The sequence below is a fragment of the Streptomyces sp. NPDC093097 genome (genome assembly GCF_044754325.1).
Classification (GTDB): Bacteria; Actinomycetota; Actinomycetes; order Streptomycetales; family Streptomycetaceae; genus Streptomyces.
The window spans coordinates 22,687-38,982 of record NZ_JBIVOW010000040.1 but is presented as its reverse complement, the minus strand read 5'-3'; the positions used below and the strand labels follow the sequence as shown (position 1 = coordinate 38,982).

General features: G+C 70.4%; 14 protein-coding genes. 2 read left to right on the top strand and 12 right to left on the bottom strand.

The features are described from left to right. Positions 1-60 precede the first annotated feature (60 nt). Positions 61-1,671: an NAD-dependent malic enzyme gene (locus ACIQE0_RS37420; protein ID WP_402340512.1), complete on the top strand. Its 1,611-nt coding sequence runs from the start codon at positions 61-63 to the stop codon at positions 1,669-1,671. Next, positions 1,668-3,149: a class II fumarate hydratase gene (gene fumC, locus ACIQE0_RS37415; protein WP_402340503.1), complete on the top strand. Its 1,482-nt coding sequence runs from the start codon at positions 1,668-1,670 to the stop codon at positions 3,147-3,149. Before ACIQE0_RS37420 ends, fumC begins: the two co-directional genes overlap by 4 nt. 305 nt (positions 3,150-3,454) lie before the next feature. Here the strand turns inward: fumC and ACIQE0_RS37410 are convergent, their stop codons facing one another. The 12 genes from ACIQE0_RS37410 to ACIQE0_RS37355 form a co-directional block, all read right to left on the bottom strand. Next, complete coding sequence (locus tag ACIQE0_RS37410; protein WP_402340500.1) at positions 3,455-5,281, bottom strand: VWA domain-containing protein; 1,827 nt, start codon at positions 5,279-5,281, stop codon at positions 3,455-3,457. 82 nt (positions 5,282-5,363) lie between these two features. Further along, entirely contained in the window at positions 5,364-6,407 is a 1,044-nt protein-coding gene (locus tag ACIQE0_RS37405) for an AAA family ATPase (protein WP_366329770.1), read from the bottom strand. A 1,041-nt stretch (positions 6,408-7,448) separates the two neighbouring features. Next, entirely contained in the window at positions 7,449-10,265 is a 2,817-nt protein-coding gene (locus ACIQE0_RS37400; protein WP_402340498.1) for a BTAD domain-containing putative transcriptional regulator, read from the bottom strand. Between the two features lie 40 nt (positions 10,266-10,305). After that, positions 10,306-10,755, bottom strand: a complete 450-nt coding sequence (locus ACIQE0_RS37395) for a pilus assembly protein TadG-related protein (RefSeq protein WP_402340495.1) — start codon at positions 10,753-10,755, stop codon at positions 10,306-10,308. Next, complete coding sequence (locus tag ACIQE0_RS37390) at positions 10,752-11,132, bottom strand: TadE/TadG family type IV pilus assembly protein (RefSeq protein WP_402340509.1); 381 nt, start codon at positions 11,130-11,132, stop codon at positions 10,752-10,754. Before ACIQE0_RS37390 ends, ACIQE0_RS37395 begins: the two co-directional genes overlap by 4 nt. A 53-nt stretch (positions 11,133-11,185) precedes the next feature. Then, positions 11,186-11,593, bottom strand: coding sequence for a TadE/TadG family type IV pilus assembly protein (locus ACIQE0_RS37385; protein ID WP_402340492.1), 408 nt, complete (start codon positions 11,591-11,593; stop codon positions 11,186-11,188). A gap of 2 nt (positions 11,594-11,595) precedes the next feature. Further along, positions 11,596-11,787, bottom strand: coding sequence for a hypothetical protein (locus tag ACIQE0_RS37380; protein ID WP_402340489.1), 192 nt, complete (start codon positions 11,785-11,787; stop codon positions 11,596-11,598). Positions 11,788-11,829: 42 nt separating this feature from the next. Continuing rightward, entirely contained in the window at positions 11,830-12,729 is a 900-nt protein-coding gene (locus ACIQE0_RS37375) for a type II secretion system F family protein (RefSeq protein ID WP_402340486.1), read from the bottom strand. Further along, positions 12,726-13,637, bottom strand: coding sequence for a type II secretion system F family protein (locus tag ACIQE0_RS37370; protein WP_402340483.1), 912 nt, complete (start codon positions 13,635-13,637; stop codon positions 12,726-12,728). The genes ACIQE0_RS37375 and ACIQE0_RS37370 overlap by 4 nt, the downstream gene beginning before the upstream one ends. Then, entirely contained in the window at positions 13,634-14,989 is a 1,356-nt protein-coding gene (locus ACIQE0_RS37365) for a CpaF family protein (RefSeq protein WP_402340480.1), read from the bottom strand. Before ACIQE0_RS37365 ends, ACIQE0_RS37370 begins: the two co-directional genes overlap by 4 nt. Further along, positions 14,974-15,798: a hypothetical protein gene (locus ACIQE0_RS37360; protein WP_402340477.1), complete on the bottom strand. Its 825-nt coding sequence runs from the start codon at positions 15,796-15,798 to the stop codon at positions 14,974-14,976. Before ACIQE0_RS37360 ends, ACIQE0_RS37365 begins: the two co-directional genes overlap by 16 nt. Beyond that, positions 15,795-16,295: an SAF domain-containing protein gene (locus ACIQE0_RS37355; protein ID WP_402340506.1), complete on the bottom strand. Its 501-nt coding sequence runs from the start codon at positions 16,293-16,295 to the stop codon at positions 15,795-15,797. Before ACIQE0_RS37355 ends, ACIQE0_RS37360 begins: the two co-directional genes overlap by 4 nt. Between the last annotated feature and the right edge of the window lies 1 nt (position 16,296).

Here is a 16,296-nt window from a genome sequence, read left to right as displayed (position 1 = left end):
TGTCGCAATCCACACCGAACCCGGAAGGCCCTCACCCGTTCAAGATCCCACGGCCGAGACCTGGCTCACTGTCCACAACCTCCCCGGACAGAACAGCTAGGCCTCACCGGACGCCTGCCCTCAGGAGTGCTCACGCTCGAACGCCAGGCACAACGTGCCTACCAGCAGATGCAGGTTCAAGGCAGCGATCTCGCCAAGAACGTCTACCTGGAACAGCTCCATGATCGCAACGAAACCCTGTACTTCAAGGTTCTTGCCGACCACCTCGCCGAACTGCTGCCGATCGTCTACGACCCCACTGTCGGCGAGGCGATCCAGAAGTACTCACACGAGTACCGACGCCCACGAGGCATCTTCCTGTCCATCTCCCAGCCCGACGACATGGAAAAGGCCTTCGCCACACTGCAACTCGGCCCCGAAGACGTGGACTTGATCGTCTGCACCGACGCAGAGGAGATCCTGGGCATCGGAGACTGGGGCGTGGGAGGCATCCAGATCTCGGTCGGGAAGCTCGCGGTGTACACGGCCGCCGCCGGCATCGACCCACGCCGCGTCGTCGCTGTATCGCTGGACGTAGGCACCGACCGCACATCGCTACTGGAAGACCCGCTGTATCTGGGCAACCGGCACCCCCGCGTCCGCGGCCCCGACTACGACGCGTTCATCGAGAAGTACCTGGAGACAGCATCGTCCACATTTCCCGACGCCCTGCTGCACTTCGAGGACTTCGGCCCCAGCAACGCACGGCGGATCCTGGAGCAGTACGGCGACCGCTACCGGATCTTCAACGACGACATGCAGGGCACCGGAGCCATCACGCTGGCCGCCGCCCTGTCCGCCGTCAAGGTCACCGGCCTGCGGATGCGGGACCAGAAACTGGTCGTCTTCGGCGCCGGAACCGCCGGAGTGGGCATCGCCGACCAGCTACGGGACGCGATGATCCGCGACGGCGCAGATCCACACCAGGCCGCCGCCCAGGTATGGCTGATCGACAAACAGGGCCTGCTCACCCGCGACATGACCGATCTGCGCGACTTCCAGCAGCCCTACGCACGCGAACCGTCACAGGTCACGGACTGGGCCCGGAGCAACGGCGCGATCTCACTGCCGGAAACCGTCCGCAGGATCAAACCGACGATCCTGCTGGGCACTTCCACCATGCACGGCGCGTTCACCCGCGAGGTCGTCGAGGCCATGTCCCAGGGGACCGAGCGGCCGATCATCCTCCCGATCTCCAACCCCACCTCCCGAATCGAGGCCATGCCCGCCGACGTCCTCGCCTGGTCCAGAGGGAAGGCGCTCGTCGCGACCGGCATCCCCGTCCCGCCCGTGGAACACGACGGCGTGACCTACCAGATCGGGCAGGCCAACAACGCACTGCTGTACCCGGGACTGGGCCTGGGCACGATCGTCTCCGGGGCGTCCCAGGTGACCGCAGGCATGCTGCTGGCGGCCGCGCAGGCCGTCGCCAACCAGGTCGACCCATCGGCACCGGGCGCCTCCCTACTGCCCCCCGTGGACAACCTGCGCGAGTCCTCCGCAATCACCGCGACCGCCGTGGTCGAAGCGGCGCTCGACGACGGCGTGGCCACCTCCAAGCCGGCCGACACCGCAGAGGCTGTCCGGAAGGCCATGTGGCAGCCGGTCTACAGCGACGGAGCCGCAGCATGAACCCCCAACACCCCGCCGCCGACCGCCCCGCGCCATCCGGCCGCGACGAAGCCCCGAAGATCCTCGACATCCCCATCGGACTCCACACGACCGGCACCCGGCAGGAGACCGACTCCATGGGAGCCATCGACGTCCCCGCAGACCGCTACTGGGGCGCCCAGACCCAACGCTCCCTGATCCACTTCTCCATCGGCGACGACCGGATGCCCAAAGCGGTCTACCACGCCTACGGCTACGTCAAGAAAGCCGCCGCCTCCGTCAACGGCCGCGCCGGACGACTACCGGCCTGGAAGTCCAACCTGATCCAACGGGTGGCCGACGAAGTCATCGCGGGCGCACTGGACGATCACTTCCCGCTCTACGTCTGGCAGACAGGCTCCGGAACGCAGTCCAACATGAACACCAACGAAGTGATCAGCAACCGCGCCATCCAACTGGCCGGCGGAGAACTGGGCACCAAGTCCCCCATCCACCCCAACGATCACGTCAACATGGGGCAGTCCTCCAACGACACCTTCCCCACCGCCATGCACATCGCCGCCGTCAAGGAAATCCACGAACACCTGCTGCCCAGCGCGCAGGCACTCCAGCACGCCATCGAGAACAAGGCCCGGCAGTGGCACGACGTAGTGAAGATCGGCCGCACCCACCTGGAGGACGCCGTCCCCCTCACCGTGGGACAGGAATGGTCCGGCTACGCCCACCAACTGCAACAAGCCATCGACCGGGTGACCAGCACAGCCGAGGGCCTGCACGAACTCGCCATGGGCGGCACCGCAGTGGGGACAGGACTCAACGCCCCACCCGGATTCGGCGAGGAGGTCGCGGCGGAGATCACCCACGCAACCGGCTACCCCTTCACCACCGCGCGGAACAAATTCGCCGCCCAAGGCAGCCTGGACGCCATGACCAGCGCCTCCACCGGGCTCCGCGCCCTGGCCATACCCCTGATGAAGATCGCCAACGATATCCGCTGGCTGGCCTCCGGACCCCGCTGCGGCCTGGACGAACTCATCCTCCCAGCGAACGAACCCGGCTCCTCGATCATGCCCGGCAAAGTCAACCCGACCCAGTGCGAGGCAATGGTCATGGTCTGCATCCAAGTGCTGTCCGAAGACGAGGCCATCGCCTTCGCCGGCACACAGGGCAACTTCGAACTCAACGCCATGCGCCCACTCATCATCAACAACTTCCTGCACGCAGCCGGCATCCTCGCCGACGCCTGCACCAAGATGCGCGAATACTGCATCGAAGGCATCCAACTGAACCGGGACCAGATCGACACCTACGTCGACCGCTCCCTCATGCTCGTCACCGCGCTCTCACCGGTGATCGGCTACGACAAGGCCTCCGCGATCGCCCACAAGGCCGACGACGAGGACACCACACTGCGCACGGCGGCAGTGGCCTCCGGCTACATCAGCGCCAAGGACTTCGACCGCATCGTCACACCCGCCACCATGGTCGGCCGGGCATAGGACAGCCACCAGCACCCCGACGCGGAGCCCGACGACACGTACCGCCCACCCAGGCAGCCATCCGTCACAGGACGCAGTAACCGCCGTCGACCGGCAGAGCGATACCGACGACGCATCTCGACACTGCAGCCGGCCCAGCGGCCGGCGCCACAGCGGACGCCACCTCCCCCCAACCGCCATCCGCGGCCCACGACGACTGCCACGCGACGGCCCAACCGGGCACGCGTCCGCGCACGAAACGGACAAGGCCGCACATCAGCCACCACGACCGCACAGAAAAGAGTTCGGCCCCCAGGAACACGTCATCACCTCTCGGCAGGGACTCCGGCCAAAGCGCTGGCCGCAGCCTTGGCGATAGCGGTGACGGCCCGTGCCGGATCCTGCAGTACCACCACGGTGCTACCAGGCAGAGCCCGAGGGCCGGGAGCGAAGGCGAGCCAGAGGACCGCGCAACCTTCTCGGCGGAGATCGACGACGCGCCGCGCGGCACAGGCGGCTTCTTCGCCCGTGTAGCGCCCATCGGACGCGATCACCAGCAGCCGGCCCGCCCCGGGGCGGTCGAGACGGAGGCCCGCGGACAGGGCATCGACGGCCTCGGCCAGACAGTGCCCACCACCTTGCGTGCCGAACTGAGTGACCTGCCTGGGGACCCGCCCCGGGGCAGTGATGGCCGTGACGGACCGGTGGTAGGCGACGGTGGCGGTACGGGAGTCAGGGCCGGTCAGCGCGGCGGCCCTGGCCAGGATCCAGGCAGCCGAGGCAAGGGGAGCGGCCGCGGCGCGCATCGACCCGGAGACATCCACGGCGACCCCGATCCGGAGCGGCGGCGTGGGAACGGGACGGTGGACCGTGCGACTCCACGGGGTTGCGGTGGGAGTGGCACCTGCGGCGCGTTGCGCATCCCGAGCCAGCGCCTGGCGCATGTCCAGGCGTCCGGGAGGGATGGCCGAAGAGACATGAGTGGTGACGCGTTCCCGGTAGGCGGCAGCACGCAGAGCCCGGGCCAACCGCCCGGCCGCCGCTCGCTCCCCGGCCTCCGGCGGCCGGGTACCGGTCACCGGCGAACGACCGCGCCCCGTGCCGGCGCCACCAGGGGTGAAGGGGCGCCCGTCGGAACTGAAGACCTTCTCGGCGGTCTTCGCCGCCCGATGCGCCTGGGCGGCCCGGTCGGCCTTGCCCTGCGCGCGGGCCGCACGGGCGACCGTGATACGGGCCTCCGCGGCGCGCTGGACGGCCTCGTTCACCTGCACCTGGGCGACCACCTTGCCCACGGCCTCGGCCAGTTCACCGCTGCCGCCACCTGCCGGCTCCGGGCGCGGCGGAGTCCCGGTGGAGTCCGCACCCAGGGCCTGGCACCAGGCGCGGGCATGCCCCATCATCGCCCGCCCGTCCTCGTCGCCGGTGGCGTGAGCCGCCGTCCAGACGCCGGCGAGGGTGTGCAGGAGGTCGGCGCCGAGGACGCCGGTGAGGGTGCTCTCCAGGAGTCGGGTCTCGTCGGGGTCGAGGATTCCTGCGTCCCGTCGGGCGAGGACCAGCCCGGCTGCGAGGGCGGCCCGCCAGCGGTCGGTGGGGGCGGCGCCGGCGAAGTCGGTGAGGATCAGGGCGCGGGTGGCCGCGCGCAGATAACGACGGTCCTCGGGGCGGCGGCACAGGTGCGCACGTTCGGCACGCGACTCCTCCAGGATCTGCCCGGCCTCATCGAGGGCGGTGCCGCGCAGCGGGGGCGGGGTGCGCCAGCGGCTGTGGGTGGCGTGGGCGGCTTCATGGACGAAGGCGCCCCAGGCGGCGGGATAGCGGTCTTCGTCGCCGGGGCGGGCCGGGCGGATGGTGGCGGGGTGCAACGGGGCGAAGAGGGCGGTATCGATCTCCAGTTGGGCGAGCGCGGGGTAGAAGGCGGCAGGGGCGCCGGATCGGGTTCCGTCCTCGCAGATGACGAGGATGTCCTCACGGCCGGTCAGGTCCGGCAGCCGGGCGCTGAGGGCGGCGGCGATGCGCAGCCAATGGGAACGGTGCGCATGGGGACGTACGTCGGCGAGGTTGCCACCGTCGTCCTCCCAACGGGCGGTGGCCCACTCGACCTCCGACAGTGCAGGCGGGGCGGGCGGGACGTGTTGGTGCAACTGCGTAGCCATGACGGGAGACTCCCTTCAAGGTGGGGCGGGGCGGCCCCGGGACAGGGCGGCGGGGCCCGGCCGGGGCCGGGCCCGGACCGGTCTAGAGCTGGCGCCCCAGGGCGAGGGCGGACACCTCGTGGCCAACAGCCCTGGTGACGATGTCGGAGACCACATCGCGGTCTTCCACGGGAGCGATGCCGACCAGGTTGGCGAACGCGGCCTCGGTGCCCAGGACATCGGCGACCTTCTGAAACGCGATCAACTCACGCAACTGAGGAGCCCAGCCGATCTCGCCCGCCCGCTGACCGAGCGCGAGGTGCCGTGCGATGCGGACCGCCGTGCGATCGATCTTCAGCGAGGCGGCCAGGTCGTAGTCCGAACCGACCTGGATCTGCACGCTGAACCGAGAGGCAAGGGCCTCGGTCAGCACCGCCCCATGCACACCCGGGTTATGACCGGCGATCACATAGAACCCGTCCGCGGGCGTGATCGTCTCGCCCTTGTGCGCCTTGACCTGGATCTGACGGCGCCCGTCCATCGCCGGATACAAGGCCGCCAGCACCTTCGGAGAGATCAGCGTCGCGTCGTCCAGCAGGAGGACCCGACCCTCCTGCATCGCGGTGACCAGAGGCCCGTAGACGAACTCGTAGCCCCCGCCGGCATCCTGGGTGTACTCGCCGATCAGATCGCCGACCGTGGTGTCCCCATCCCCGGCAACCGTGATCAGGCCCGGGAAGGCCGCCTCGATCAACGACGTCTTCCCCGTCCCCGGCGGCCCGTACAGCAACACCGCAACACCCGCCTCACGCAACCTGCGCAACGCCTCGACGTCCGGGAGCTGCGCCAGCGCCCTGGGGTGATACCGCTGCCCGTTCGGGCGGATGATCGGCAGCGGCCTGCCGGCCCGGGAGGACGGGGCCGACGCGGCCTGCGGCGGCGGAGCGGTGGGCCGAGGGCGGGGCGTTGGCGGTCCAGGGTCAGGCGGGCCGGTCGGGGCACCCTGTGCGGCGTCAGCGGTCCTGGAGGTGGCCCGGAACCTACGGGGGCGGCAACCCAGCAGCTCCGCCTCGCCCCGAGACGCCAGGGTGGCACAGGCGTTGCTGACGGCTCCTCCCGAATGCCCCAGCGCCTTCGCCAGCTCCATGACGCTGAAGTCCGAACCGGGGTGTTCGGCCAGGATCTTCGCGACCGCGGCCCGCAACGCGCCCGGGCGGGCCTTCGACGGGACGGGTGGGGGAGTGGGGACGGAAGGCGTGGTGGGTGGCTGAGTGGGGTGAGGGGACTGCGTTGTCACAGACGGCTCCGTTTCGTGATCGTGGGGAGGAGGGACAGGCGGCTACGTGTCCGTGGGCGGCGTCTGCCGCGGCACAGCGGGGCGCCGAGACGGCCGCGGCGGGCGGGGCATGGGCTCCACCGGGCATCTGGGACGGGGGATGCGGGGAATCACGGGTGCGTCGTCGTCACCGGCATGGCACATCGGCTTGCTCCGTCGTTTCAGGCGTTGGCGGGGGCGGTGCGCGGCGGCCCTTCAGGGCAGCGAGTGTCGGACTTGTTTTTGGCCGCACTCCACCCGTGTGCGGATATCCTCCGCGAGAGAATTAGCGGGATTCCCGGTTCCTGCTCCTCGGGAACAATTCAAATATAGCTCGACCTGAATTCCGGTTGAAGCTGGATCTGGCTTGATAATGCTGGACTTTCCGTGAATTCGCGACGGGAATTCAGGAGAATTTCCGCATGCGCGACGCAAGATGTCGTGGCTCGCGGAATCGACGACCGTTTCCCAGGCGCCCGAGCGGCGCGGCTTCCGGCGCGGCGACACCTCGAGTCATGCCTGCGCGCCGCAGCGCCTCACGAACAAGGTCCTGGCCGGGCCAGGAAGGAGAGAGATAAAGAGCCGGGGGCAGCGCCGGAGACCGAGACGTGCAGGGGGAGATGCAGGCAGGGCCCTTCGGGCCCGCGCCGGCCACATGTAGATTGGGATGCTTTTACTGCACAGATATCAGTCGGCCTCGCCGACCGGTGGCTCGTAGCGCCCCTGACCTGCGGTGATGCGCGCGAAGGGGGCGTCGCGTCCAAGCACGTACACAGAAGCGACGGGGGAAACGACCCCCGAAACGACAGGGGAAACGACAACGAGCCACTCGGGCCCTGACCGAGTGGCTCGCAGCCGCGCTGAGCTGTGCTTTTACCCCATACGGCGCCCGGAGGCCGGCGATGTCACAAGAGCCCGGGTGGCCGGGTCCGGTTCGAGGCCGAGCTCGGCGAGGCGGCGTTCGAGACGGGCGTAGGCGTGCCGTGCGGCGTCATGACGGCCCGCCCCCTGGTACAGACGGATGGCGTGCTGAGCCAGGCGTTCGTGGTCGGGGTGGAGAGTGCCGAGATGTTCCAGGAGCGTCAGGACGGCGTCGCGGTGCTGCGGGTCGGCGGAGGTGTGCTCCGCCTGGTGAGCGAGGCGGAGGGCGGCATCGGTGGCCTGGGTGATGAGGTGTTCACGGATCGAACCCGCCCACAGATGATCTGCACCCTGCGCGAAGGGGCCACGATAGTGGCTCATTGCCTCTCGCACGATGGCGAGAGTATCGTCCGCCGACTTCTCCGTTTCCGAGAATGCTTTCTTGAGGAGACGCGTGAAGTCCGCGAGGTCGGTTTCGATGAGTTCCGGGTGGAGTTTATGAAGCTCTCCCTGACGGAGAATGAATTCCTGCGCCGTGTTTCCCGTGGCGAAGCGCAGAGCACGACGTACGGCACGGCGGAGGTTCTTCAGGGCGTTCTGCTCGGTGCCGGGTTCCAGGTGGAGCCTGTCGGCGATGTCGGAGGACAAGAGTCCGGTGGGATGGGCGGCGAGCAGCGCGAGGAATTCGTGGACCTCGGGCCGCAGGTTGGTGCCGACAGGTTCGTCCTGACCACGGACGTAGAGCGTCACAGGTCCCAGAACGCGAAGGCGGACGGGCCTGGGCTGCTCGGCCCGGGACGCGGAGGCGGGGGGCGGGCCCGCGGCGATGCCCGGTGCGGGATCCGACTCCTCGGCGGAGGCGGGCGGCGACTGGACCTCCCGCGACGGTGCTTGTTGAGGGGGCACGACACGGGGGAGCGGCCGCCGGCCGTGGGCACCGAGGAGAACGTCGACCATGTCCCGGCCGGCGTCGGGAGTGAGGCGGAACAGCTCCAGCCGCTCCGGATGTCGGGCACGCGCGCTGGATCTGGCGGCGGTGCCGTCGGCGGCGATGTGCCAGTGCTCCGCGCCGGGCAACGAGGCGTCGAGGGAGAGGACCGCCAGGAGGCCGGGCCGACAACGGGCCGCCACGGCTTGGACCTGCCCGACGTGCGCGGCATCCGGCGCCACGGCGAGGATCAGGAACCCAGGGCCGCTCTCGTCGACACCGCCGGAGGCCTCCGGCGTTGGTGGCCGCGCATCACGGTCGTGTTGTGCGCGGGCGTGGGCGACCAGGTGCTGCTCGACGACGCGGACCGCCGCACCGGTGTCGGGAGTCTGGGCCAGGGCGGTGAAGTGCGGTGGCAGTCCGGGCAGCAGACGCTCGGCGAGGTCTGCGGTGACGACGGCCTGGATGTGCGCAGGGGCGGGGCGTTGGCGTTCGGCGGCGGTGAGGATTCCGGTCAGGAGAGCGCGGGCGGCATCGTCGGCACCGGGCCCTGCCCAGGTGCAGCCGCCGGCGGTGGCCAGGATGTCGACGGACACCTCGACGTCGTCGCTCACACCGATGGTCACCTCGTCCGCGGCACGTGGCTGCTGTGGGGGAGTGCGACGGGTGATCAGGGCATCGGCGTCCCCGGGGGAGTGGGGCCGGGTGGCTGCCTGAGCTGCTTGGGCGGCCTTGTCGACCAGTGGGCTCAAGGCGGGCGCCGCGCTCTGCGGATCGCGCTGACGGCGCTGGTGCACGTACCAGTATCGGCGTGCGGCCAGCAGTCCGGCCGCCACGGTGATGCCGATGAGGCTCGCTTCGCCGATCCCGATGGCGGCCGGGCCCGAACTCCCCTTCGCGGTCCGGCCGACCCTCTCCTCGGCCTCTCGCGCAGCAGGTCCAGGGTGCCGTCCGCCCACCTGGCGCGCGGCCGCGGGAGGCCGGTGGGGTGTCGGCTGCGCGGGAGCTGCGACGGCTGGTGGTGCTGTCGGTGCGGCCTTCGGCTTCGACTTCGGCTTCGGCTTCGGCTTCGACTTCGGTGTCGGCGTCGGATATGCGGACGGGTGGGCCGCCGTCGCAGTGGGGTGACGGCCGCTGAGGGGGATCGCCAACCGCCAGCCGGGCCTGAGCAGATCAGGGTCGTGGAGTCGGGCACCGTCGTGCTGCACGCGATCCTTGTTGAGGGCGTAGATCCGTGGCCACTTCAACGCATCGCCCAGGTGCGCGTCGGCGATGTCCCACAGCGTGTCCCCTTCCACCACCGTGTACTCAAGGTGCTCAGCCCCCTCGGCCCGCAGCCGGGGGCCGTGGGCGTTCATCCGGGCCGTCGCCACGGGATCTGCCGGGCGGGTGCCGGCCCGCTGCACCGCCGACGGCGTGAGCGGAGCCGTCGCCGCGACGCGGTGGCCGAACTCGTAGGTATGGAAGGCTTGTTGCGCGCCGGCAGCGGACGGGCGCCAGAGGGTGAGCAGGGCGATGACGAGAGTGCCGATGCACAGCGCGGCGACCGAGCGCTTGGCGGACAGCGCGGCCAGGTGGTCGTAGTGGGCGCGGCGGTCGCCTCGCAGTTGCGGAAGGTGCGCTGCGTACCAGGAGATCTCGCGAATCACCGTGGAGGTGAACGCCGCCCAGCACACCCAACCCGCCATGGCCAACAGGTCGATGACCAAAGTGTCGCTGACCGGCTGGGAGAGCCGTTCGCCCAGTTCGCGCCAGGAGTGGACGCTGTCGGGCCACGGGATTCCGACCGCCTGCCACAGCACGTAGGGCATGCCGACCAGCACGGCCAGGGTGACGGTGAGGACGCCCAGGGCCGTGGAGGCCGCGGACAGGCGTTCGCGTAGTGCGCTGGGGTGGGTCATGGCCGGCATAGCTCTCCGGGACGGACGAGGCGAACGGGCATTACGGGGTGCTGCGTCGGGCGTGCGAGGTGGCGGCCGCATGCACGGTGAGCGTGCGCAGGCCCACCAGTTGCAGAATCTGCGTGCGGTAGTGGTGGGTTACCTGGACGGTGACAGCGCTGCCCTTCACTGCCGCAGCGCCGTGCTTACCTGCGACGGCGAGGTAAGCGCGGGCGGCTCGGGCGGCCTCGGCGCGCACCAGGCGCACCTCGTGGTGGTCGCGCAGCCGCCCGACATCGAGCTGCTGGGCACCGCTGCGGGCGGCCTCCTGAGCCACATCGAGCGCGCGGCTCTTGCCCGCCAGGGCCAGGCCCCCGTCGACGACGACCCCGGCGAACAGCCACAGCGCAGCGAGGATGCAGACGACGAACCCCGTGGCCTGACCGCGGTCGTCTCCCTGAACGAGCCTGTCGCGAACGCCCGTCAGATGGGCGCGGAGTCGTGGTGTCACGAGGTTCCTCGGAAGGAGTCGACGGCGGAGGAGACGGTGCCGTCCAGACGCACGTGGCCGGGCATACCCGTCCGCGTGAGGTCCCCGAGGGCGGCGGTGCAGGAGACCTTCGCCGAGACATGGGCGCCTGGGGCGAGGCCGTTGGTGGCAAGGCGCACGGACGGAGCCGTGCAGCTGGTACCGGCTTCCCGCAGTGCCGTCGTCGCGGCCCGAAGGGCCTGGGCGTGGGCGCCGTGCTCGCTGCGGGCCAAAGTGGCGGCACGGGCGGCCTGATGAGCGGCATCCGCCACGATCAGGCGCGTGTCGGCCAGTCGCCCCAGAGCCACCACCACCAGCAGTACGAGCACCAGCAACGGGGTCAGGAGGAGCAGCTCGATCGACGCCGAACCCCGATCAGGCTCCGTGCTGCGAACGCCTTGCCTCAGCAGCCTCACAGGTGCCCTCCGCCCGGGGTGGTGAGACGTTCGGTGGGGCCGGCAGCGGTGCCGGAGGCGTACAGGTGGAGGCCGGGCACGACGGCCATCACCCTTCCGCGGACCCGCACGGCGGTGAGAGTCGCGGTGCGGTCGACGGTGACGGAAGGCCGGGTCAGGATCCGACTGCCCAGCGCGGCGAGGCTGCGCTCACCCTGCGCCCGGCCCCCGGCAGCCGTTCCCGCATACGTGCGGGCAGTGGCCAAGGCCCGCTGGGCGGCGTACTGGGCGAGGTGCCGGGCGTGCCAGACCAGCGCGAACTGCACCACCAGCAGGGCCACAAGCAGCAGCACCGGGACGACGAGCACCATCTGCGTGGTCGCCGACCCACGGTCCGCACGCCACCGGCGAACAAAAACGGCCACCACTACCCCAGATCAATGCCCTTGGCCTTGTTGGTGACCTTGCCGACGATGATGCCCACCACGGCCAGGGCCAGGAGGACAAGCGCGGCTGTGATCACCACGGTCTCGGTCGTATACCCGCCGTCCTTGGGGGCGCTCCGGATCTTGGCGATATGCGCCTCCAGGAGGCGGGACAGCGTTTTCGCGTCGAACATGACGGACTTCTCCTCGATCTCGTAGCAGTTCGGTGCGGCGGGTCAGGTCGCGGACAACACGTGGGCGAGCGCCGGGTATCCGATCAACAGCAGGAAAGCGGAGAACAGCCCGACCACAGGCAGCGACATCCGCTCCGTGGCCGCCTGCGCCGCTCCGTCGGCCTCGGAGACCCGGCGCCGCCGCATCGCGCGGGCCTTCGCTCCGAGCGAGCCGCGGATCTTGGCGCCCTCGGTACCCGCGAGGCTCAGCGTCGAAGCGAGCTCCATCAGGTCGGAAACGCCCAGCTGCCGACCGAGGTCTCCCAGGTGGGTCCAAGGGCTGGTACGGGTGAGCTGCGCGACATGCAGGGCGTGCCGCAAGGCACCCGCGGCCCAGCCCTGCGGCGCGGCAATGGCCTGGGCCAGGGCCTGCTGGACGCCCGCACCGCCGGCAAGCGCGATCACCGCCAGGTCGAGGACGAGGCTGAGCGTGTGCCGCATCTCGCGGCGCCGCTGCTCCGCCTGCCTGCGCAGACCAAGGTCGGGGACGAAGAACAGCACGGCCCCCAGGGCGAGGGAGCCGGACAGCGGCACCCACCACCCCGCCGCGACATCGGCCCCCATACGCAGCAGCAGGACGGTGGCCCACGGCGCGACGAGCCCGGTCATCGCGCACGCCGCCTTGCCCGCCAGGTGCTGTTCCTCATCCGCACCACACACCGCCAGATCCGCTCGCAGCGAGGCGGTGGGGAAGCCCAGCGCACGCACCAGCGGCACGGCCCGCCGCCCCAACCGCGTCGCCCATTCCCTCCCCTCCGCGTCCCCTCCCGATGAAGGGACGGACCGGGCAGGCACATTGAGCGTGGTCAGCACGTCGGCGAGCGCGGTCCTGGGCGGCCGCAGGCCATAGACCAGGGCGGTCACCCCGATGCCGAACAACGCACCCAACACGATCACGATCACGGCATTCCTCCCGGCACGGAGTCCGATCCCGCGACAGCGGGGTCGAACAGGCGGATGGGTTCCTCGATCCGGCCGATCACGGAGAGGTAGGTGAAACTGGCGGCGAACAACCCGCCCACCACAGCCAGGACCGCCTGCCCCACCGTCGTGTTGAAGGGATCCAGGAACGGGCGGTTGAAGACCACCATGCCCACCGCCATCCCCAACGTGACGACGACGGTGACGCGCACCCCGGTCCGCACACTCGCCCGACCGGCATCAATGCGCTGCCGCATGGCCACCTGCTCCCGCACCGACTCGGCCAGCTCGCCCAACAACGGCGCCAACTGGCCCCCCTGCTGTTCGGCCGCCATCACCAGCGCGGCCACCACCACATCCGCCAACGGATCGTCCACCTCCGCAGCGAACCCCCTGAGCGCCGAGGGAAGGGAGCGGCCGGACCGGACGGCGCCGGCGAGCTCCCGCAACTCGCTCTCCAGAGCGGCCGGCGCGATGTCGGCGGTCGCCAGAACCGCCTGCTCCAGCCCGGCCGCGGCGGAGAGAGTGTCGCGCAGCATCTCCGTCCACGCCGCCAACGCCTCCATCCGCTCCGTACGCCCGGCCGCCGCACGATCCGGACCGAGCAGCCCAGGCAAGGTCAGCACGCCGACCACGGCCAACACCGCCGCCACCGGCCAGCCCGTCAGCGCAGCCACCGACACCCCGACGATCACCGCGCCCACGCACCGCCGCGCGGTCCAGTCCGCCGGCACCCGTGCAGCCAGCCGGCCCGCCACCCCCGACTGCTCCTCCCGCACCGCCCGTCGAACGGCGCCGTAGCCGATCGCCACCACCCCGAACCCACACAGCGCACCGCAGACAACCGATACCGCCGTGACAGTCCCCGGGCCCCAGTCGAACGTACTCATCCCGCCGCTCCCCACCACGGGGCTTCAGGAGCCTGGGGCTCCAACCCCGCCGCCATCAGGTCGTTGACGGTTTCGGCCCGCAGCGGGGCCGCCGGAACAGCGCGACCGTCCCGTCCAGGCCGATAGACCTCGTTGGAGACGATCTGGGCCCCGTCGGCGTCGACGACCTCACGCACCGAATCGATCACCCGCCGACCGGACGCGTCCCAGCCCAGGTGGACGACGAAGTGAACCGCGGAAGCCACCATCAGGTTCGTCGCCTCCAACGACAGCCGCTCGGGGGCCTGGGCGGCATACGAGGCGAGCTTGGTGAACACCCCACGCGAGGTGGAGGCATGGATCGTGGACAGCGAGCCGTCATTGCCCTGCGACATGGCATTGCACATCGGGATGACCTCCGCACCCCGGATCTCCCCGACGATGACCCGGTCCGGCGACATCCGCAGCCCCCACCGCACCAACTCCGCCTGGTCGATGCCACCGTGCCCCTCGATGTTCGGTTCCCGGGCCTGCATCGCCACCACATTCGGATGCGCCACCAGATCAGCATCAAGACCCAGCTCGAAGGTGTCCTCGATCGTCACCAACCGCTCCTCGGACGGAATCTCATGCGCGAACGCCCGCAGCACGGTCGTCTTGCCGACGTTGGTCCCACCGCCGATCACGATGTTCTTCCGTGCCCGTACCAACGCCGTCAGGAACGCCGCCAGCTCCTCATCGCACACCCCGAGCCGCACCAACTCGGACATCGAGGCCACCGGGAAGCGGTGACGGCGGATCGTCAGCGACACCCGCCCGGTGACCGCCATCACGGCAAACAAACGTGAGCCATCGGGCAGTTGCAGATTCAGCCGCGGCATACCCCGGTCGAAGCGCCGCTCCTCATCACCCGCACCGGTCGCCAGCCTGCGCACGAGCTCCACCAGCTCCGCATCCGACCCGGCCACCGCACCTTCCCGGCGCCAGGCACCGGAGGCATCCTTGACCCACACCACATCGCAGCCGTTGACGCAGATGTTCTCCAACGACACATCCGACAAAAGCCGTTCCAACCGGCCCGTCCCGAACAACGCATCCGTGACCGCCTGCGCAACCCTCCCCTCGACCGCCGCATCGACAACCTGCTCGCCGTAGGAGAGGGACAGCCGGCGCTGCGCCCCCAGCTCCTCGGCCAGCAGACGCTCCACGGTGGTCCGACGAGCCGCCTCGTCCTCCGCCGGCAGCCCCGCTGCCCGACGCTCACCGGCATACTCCGCCAGCCGGGCCGCCACCCGCTGCCGCACCAGCAGCGTCAACTCCCGCTCTCCCTCGGCCTGAACCACCATCGGCGGCGGCATCAGCGTCTCGCCCACGTAGGCACTCCCTTCATCCCCGCAGCCGGCACCGCATCCCGGCCGCACTGCCCACCGTCGACCACGACCTCGGCCTGCCGCGGGACAGCCAACTGCTCAGCCAGTTCCCGAACCGCGCGCAGCAGCGGCCGCGCCCGAAAGCCCGACGCACGCACCGACCCACGAACCGACCGGTTCATCGACGCCACAGCCTTGGCATCCCACGGCAGGAAAACCACCCTCTCGATACCGAGCGCGGAAGCGATCTCACCGGCCGGATACGGGCACGGCCCGACAACCCCCAACGTCAACCGCCCCACAAACGCCTCGGCCTCCAGCCCGTAGGACGACACATGCGTCAACGGCTCGGCCCCACCGCGCACCACCAACACCACCTGATCCGCGACCTGCACCAACGGCGCGGTGTCCTCCCCAATCCGTCCGACGTCCAGCACCACCGTCCCCCGGTCGCCGCCACCACCCAGCAGCACACCCCGACCGGCCTCGCCCGCCAGCAGCCGCACCGCCTCCGTACACGGACGACGCCCCGGCACCGCGGCCACCACCCGCAACCCCCAAGGCAGTTCACTCACCGCCCCGAGCAGAGAGCCCGGCTGCGGCTGCCCGATCGCGGCCGCCACATCCAACAACGAAGGCGCCGCCGGCAACCCGAAACGCATCATCAGATCCCCACCTGACCCATCCGCCTCCACCAACACCGGCCGAACGCCGCCATCAGCCTCCTGCGGCCACACCGCACCCAACGCCAGTGCCGTCGCCGTCACCCCCGGGGCACCGGAGACCGACCCGATCACCACCAGCCGCCTCACGGAGCCTCACGCCCCGCCACCGGCAGTACCACCAGGCGCGGACGATCCAACTGCGCCGCCCGGCGCGCAGCCGCGGTCTCCACCAGCACCGTGACCACCCGTGGCCCACCCGCCGACTCCGGAGCCCGCACCCCGGTCACCGTCCCTGCCACCACCGAAGCCGCCGGCGCGCTCTCTTCACTCTGCCTCGCACCGCCTTCGGCCGGCCCAGGCCCCGGTAGCACGGCTACCCGCTCCCCGCGGGAGAGGTCGGGCGGCGCACCACCCGGCTCCACCGCGAACGACACCTGCGACGACCCCGCCGGCGGAAAATCAGCACGCGTCCCCACCTGCCCCGACGCCAACAACGTCCCCGCCACCAGCGGCACCCTCGCCCGATGACCCAACACCGTGTCCCGGTCCGCCAGCGTCACGACACCCGTCTCTGCGGCCACCTCCGCCCCCCGAAGGTCCGAAGGCTTCAACACCTGCCCGGCAGACACGTCATGCGACAGCACC